The following is a 5,241-nucleotide window of genomic DNA, read 5'->3' as shown; positions in this document are numbered from 1 at the left end:
TCGATGGATTGGATCACCATAAGAGCGGAAATCGTAACTGTAAGGTTTAGCCATAGTAAATCAGGCGAGAGTCGGTCATGATAATACTTATAGTCTATGTCCTAATGGGCTAGACGGTTGCTATATAGAAATATTGCCGAACAGGAATTTTTAAACCCATTTCACTATTGCGCTTAATACGGTATACTTATCGGTCTACAGTGGTTTTGGAGCAACTAAAGTTTTTAAACACAGTTCAGACCAAGTATTAGAGAGAAAATTAACTAAATTATTTTTATTAAAGGTTAATATATCTCGATTTTTAATGAGCTTATCAATTCTCTGTAAGCTTTAGATAGTAAGTATTTTAGCAAAATTAAGTTTGAATTTTGACTTACTTTTATTAGCATTAAACACCACTTTGAGTAACTTTGCATCTTGTTGATAAAAAGCGATCAGCCTACCGAGGGGGTAGTTTTCAGAATGTCTAAGTCAGGGAAAACTTTTTTAAGATTGTTGTTGATTACGGGAGTAGCGATCGTACTCTTGTTAATCATTCCTCCTGCCTTTGCCGTTACCGTAAATCCCTGTCCACAAGAAATGGCAATGATTCCAGCAGGGACATTCACGATGGGATCAGATAATTCTGGTTTGATAGAAGAACTCTCGGGCCAAGAAGTAACAGTTAGTTCCTTTTGTATCGATAAATATGAGGTGACAAATACACAGTTTGCAGCATTTGTCAAAGCAACAGGGTATGTGACACTTGCAGAGAGGGCTTTACCCAAGGAACAGTTTCCCGACTTGCCAGATGAGCAGAGATTACCAGGTTCGGTGGTGTTTGAGATGGCAAAACCAGGAGCAAAGCTGTTGAGTTGGTGGCATTGGCAGACTGGGGCAAATTGGCAACATCCCTTTGGGCCCGAAAGTGCCATCGCTGGTCAAGAAAACTATCCAGTCGTTCACATTGCCTACGAAGATGCCGCAGCTTATGCCCAATGGGCAGGAAAATCACTACCCACCGAAGCCCAGTGGGAATACGCTGCCCGTGGTGGGTTAGACGGTGCAACTTATGCCTGGGGCGATCAGTACTCGGAGAAAAAAGCCAACACCTGGCAAGGAATCTTTCCCTTTTTCAACACCAAAAACGATGGTTATGTAGGTGTTGCCCCAGTTGGTTCCTTTCCACCCAATGGTTATGGTCTGTACGACATCACGGGTAATGTCTGGGAATTGACTTCCGATTGGTTTAGGCCAGGACACAACCACAAAACCCACAGTGTAAATCCCACAGGCCCAGAACAAAGTTATGACCCCAACAAACCCACAGAAAGTGCCCTACACACGATCAAAGGAGGCTCTTATCTTTGTGCTATCAACTATTGCAGCCGCTTCCGCCCAGCAGCGCGAGAATCTCAAGCCCCCGATACAGGAACTACCCATATCGGATTTCGCTTAGTTAAAAACCTGACTACAGAAAGGATGAAGAATGAAGTTTGAACACAAGCCCTGGAATTTGTTTTCAGAAATCGCAAAGGCGATCGCTTTATCTTTGCTCATCACTTTGTTGATGGTCAATAACCCCGCCCTAGCAGCCACATCCAAGGTTTTACCCGTTCCTCTACCAGAGTTCAAGGGCAAAATCGGTATCACCTACAAAGATTCACAACCAGATTTTCCTCAACCAATCACCGCCCCAGCTAAAGCCCCCAACGTCTTGCTAGTGATCTTAGATGATGTAGGTTTTGGACAAGCCAGTACATTTGGCGGTTCAGTGGAAACTCCGAATTTGACGCACCTAGCCCAAAGAGGATTACGCTACAACCAATTCCATACCACAGCCCTGTGTTCACCTACCAGGGCAGCTTTGTTAACTGGACGCAATCACCATTCAGTCAATACAGGGGTAGTTGAAGAGTTAGCTACAGGTTATCCTGGCTACACAGCGATTTTGCCTAAGAGTGCTGCCACCGTCGCCGAAGTGCTGCGACAAAATGGCTATAATACGGCGGCTTTCGGTAAATGGCACAACACCCCAGACTATGAAACCAGCGCTGCCGGGCCTTTTGATCGTTGGCCTACAGGGTTAGGATTTGAGTATTTTTACGGTTTTCTTGGTGGTGACACTAACCAATGGAGTCCTGCCTTAGTAGAGAATACCAAGCGAATAGACAAACCAGCCAACAAGCCAGATTATCACCTGACTCCTGACCTAGTAGACCATGCGATCGCCTGGATTCGTAACCAACAATCCATTGCTCCAGAGAAACCCTTTTTCACCTATCTGGCTACTGGAGCCACCCACGCACCCCACCACGCCCCCAAAGCGTGGATTGACAAGTACAAAGGCAAATTTGACCAAGGGTGGGATAAATTACGCGAAGAAATCTTTGCGCGTCAAAAACAACTGGGTGTAATTCCTGCCAATGCCCAACTTACTCCCCGTCCCCAAGAACTACCAGCTTGGGATTCCCTCTCAGCAGAGCAAAAGAAACTCTCTGCTCACATGGCAGAAGTATTTGCCGGATTTTTAGGTCATACAGATTATGAAATTGGACGGTTAATTGATGCTGTTGCCCAACTCGGTGAACTAGATAACACCCTTGTCATCTATGTTGTGGGAGACAACGGTGCTAGTGCAGAAGGTGGTTTAATAGGTACCGTCAATGAGTTGAAATTTTTCAACGGTGTACCCGAAAATTTGCCACAACTGCTAGCTTCCTATGATGACTTGGGTAGCCCCAAGACATTCAACCATTTTCCTGCGGCTTGGGCCTGGGCAGTCAACACTCCTTTCCAATGGACAAAGCAAATCGCCTCTCACTTTGGCGGAACTCGTAACCCATTGGTAATTTCTTGGGGCGAAGGTATTAAAGACCAAGGTAGTATCCGCAGCCAATTCCATCATGTAATTGATATTGCTCCCACCATTTTAGAAGTTGCGGGAATTACCGCCCCCAAAGAAGTTAATGGTGTCAAACAGCAACCAATTGAAGGTACTAGCCTGGTTTATACCTTTGATCATCCTGATACTCCCTCCCATCGTCAAACTCAGTATTTCGAGATGCTAGGCAACCGAGCCATTTACGATCAAGGATGGGTAGCGGCGGCTCGTCATGGTCGCTTACCTTGGGAACGGACTGTAAAAGGTGATTTTGATACAGATCCGTGGGAACTATATAACATTGCAGAAGATTTCAGCGAAGCGAACAACCTAGCAGCAGAAAACCCAGACAAACTAGAAAAACTGCAAAAGTTGTTTTTAAAGGAAGCCCGCAAGCACAAAGTATTACCATTAGACGATCGCGCCCTAGAACGGTTTGATGTCAAAACTCGCCCCAGTCTCACCGCCGGACGTACCACCTTTAGTTACTATCCTGGTGCAGTTGGCATCCCAGAAGGTAGCGCCCCAGACCTGAAAAATAGATCCTTCAGCATCACAGCTAATGTAGAAATTCCCGAAAGTGGGGCAGAGGGTATCCTCTTAACTCAAGGCGGCCGCTTTGCTGGTTGGAGCTTTTTCCTGGAGGATGGCAAGCCTACCTATGCCTACAACTATGCCAATGCTGTCCGCTACATCATCCAATCCCCGGAAAAATTGCCCTCCGGTAAATCTACACTCCGGTTCAACTTTGATTATGACGGCGGCGCTGTAGGTGCAGGCGGAACCGGCAAACTATTCATCAACGATCAACAGGTAGCCGAAGGACGCGTTGAAAAAACCATCGCTTACCGTTTAGCCCTAGACGAAACCTTTGATGTCGGGAGAGACACAGGTACTCCCGTCGTTGACACCTACCAAGTACCCTTTGCTTTTACTGGTAACTTACAACAAGTCAGCCTTGAGTTGAAGTAATGGGTAATGGGGACTGGGGATTGGGGACTGGGGAGATGAGGGAGTGTGGGGAGATTATAAAAAAGCTTTCCACCCTTTCACTCTTCCCACCCCTTGCACACTCCTAATCCCCAATCCCTAATCCCCGATCCCCAGTCCCCAATCCCCATTAAAATCATGAATGAAATCTTGGCAGTAATCGACAAACTCGCACTCTTCACATTCATTGTTTTCACTATGTTGGGTGCAGGTTTAGGTCTAACAGTACAACAGATTTGGGAACCACTCCGCAACCCCAGGCTCGTCATATTGTCTCTGCTGACAAATTTTGTGTTGGTGCCACTGTTTGTCTATCTACTACTGCAAGTAGTACATCTAAGTGAACCACTCAGAGATGGTTTACTGATCATGGCGGTAGCGTCAGGCCCACCAGCTTTACCAAAACTTGCTCAGATAGTCAAGGGCAATGTAGCTTTTTCTGTGGGACTCATGATGTTGCTCATGCTGGGCACAATCTTCTATATGCCGATTGTATTGCCCTTAGTGGTGGAAGGTGTGCAAATCAACTCCTGGGAAATTGCCAAACCTTTGTTATTGATGATGGTTAGCCCATTGGTGATTGGACTATTCATCAAAGCCAAATTTGCTGCGATCGCTCCCACTATCCAGCCTATTTTATTCAAATTATCTAATACTGGATTACTTTTAGGTCTAGTAGTCAGACTGTTAATTCACACCAACGATATCATCGGCTTATTAAAAACAGGTGCAATCTTTGTTTGTGCGGTATTTATTATTTTCTCGTTTAGCGTCGGTTATCTTTTGGGTGGGCCTGGTATTGATACCCAACGATTGCTAGGAGTCGGAACAGCTCAACGCAATTTTGCCGCAGCATTATTAGTCGGTACGAGCAATTTTGACGATCCCGGCGTGGTAAGCATCATCATGGTGACGAGTATATTAATGATGGTTATAGTTCTCATTGCTGGGCCAAAGTTTACAGAAATAGACCAAGCAACGTATGTAGAGATAAAACAGGTAGAGGTGTAATACAAATTCACGCATTCGGCGTTGCATAAATGCGGAATGAATAAGCAAAAGAAGATATGGCGATCGCACTTTCACAGAAGAGGCGCTTTGACACTCCCCGCGCTTTAGCGACGGGGATTCTACATTCATAGACTCGCCGTTAGACGGCAGGCTTGCGCCAACCGCCCTTTGATGTCAAATCTCCCGACTCTGGTGTGACTCCTTATCTGCCCACGCTAACCAGACTCGATTTCTGGAAGGCGAAGCTGGAAACAGGGCGCGTGCGATTCGTTCTAACCCTAAATGGCTATGAGCCTATTAAGGTTAGGTCTTAGGTTTCCTAAGATAACTCTCATTCGATGTCAGTGAGGCGTTGATTGCCAAGTCTGACCCACCAA

The 5,241-nt window shown here is 45.8% G+C and carries 3 protein-coding genes; all 3 read left to right on the top strand.

From position 1 onward, the window contains the following. The first annotated feature begins 462 nt into the window (after nucleotides 1–462). The 3 genes from LC653_RS44540 (at nucleotide 463) to LC653_RS44530 (ending at nucleotide 4,864) form a co-directional block, all read left to right on the top strand. Nucleotides 463–1,479, top strand: coding sequence for a formylglycine-generating enzyme family protein (locus tag LC653_RS44540; protein ID WP_229501635.1), 1,017 nt, complete (start codon nucleotides 463–465; stop codon nucleotides 1,477–1,479). Continuing rightward, a complete protein-coding gene (locus tag LC653_RS44535) occupies nucleotides 1,469–3,835 on the top strand; it encodes an arylsulfatase (RefSeq protein ID WP_229501634.1) in 2,367 nt (788 codons plus the stop codon). Before LC653_RS44540 ends, LC653_RS44535 begins: the two co-directional genes overlap by 11 nt. 156 nt (nucleotides 3,836–3,991) lie before the next feature. Continuing rightward, nucleotides 3,992–4,864 (top strand): bile acid:sodium symporter family protein, encoded by an 873-nt coding sequence (locus LC653_RS44530; RefSeq protein WP_229501633.1) that lies wholly within the window; start codon nucleotides 3,992–3,994, stop codon nucleotides 4,862–4,864. Nucleotides 4,865–5,241 lie beyond the last annotated feature (377 nt).

Origin of the sequence: Nostoc mirabile CHAB5784 (genome assembly GCF_020829645.1) — a bacterium.
In the GTDB taxonomy this organism is placed as follows: domain Bacteria; phylum Cyanobacteriota; class Cyanobacteriia; order Cyanobacteriales; family Nostocaceae; genus Nostoc; species Nostoc mirabile.
This window is presented reverse-complemented; position numbering and strand designations above follow the sequence as displayed.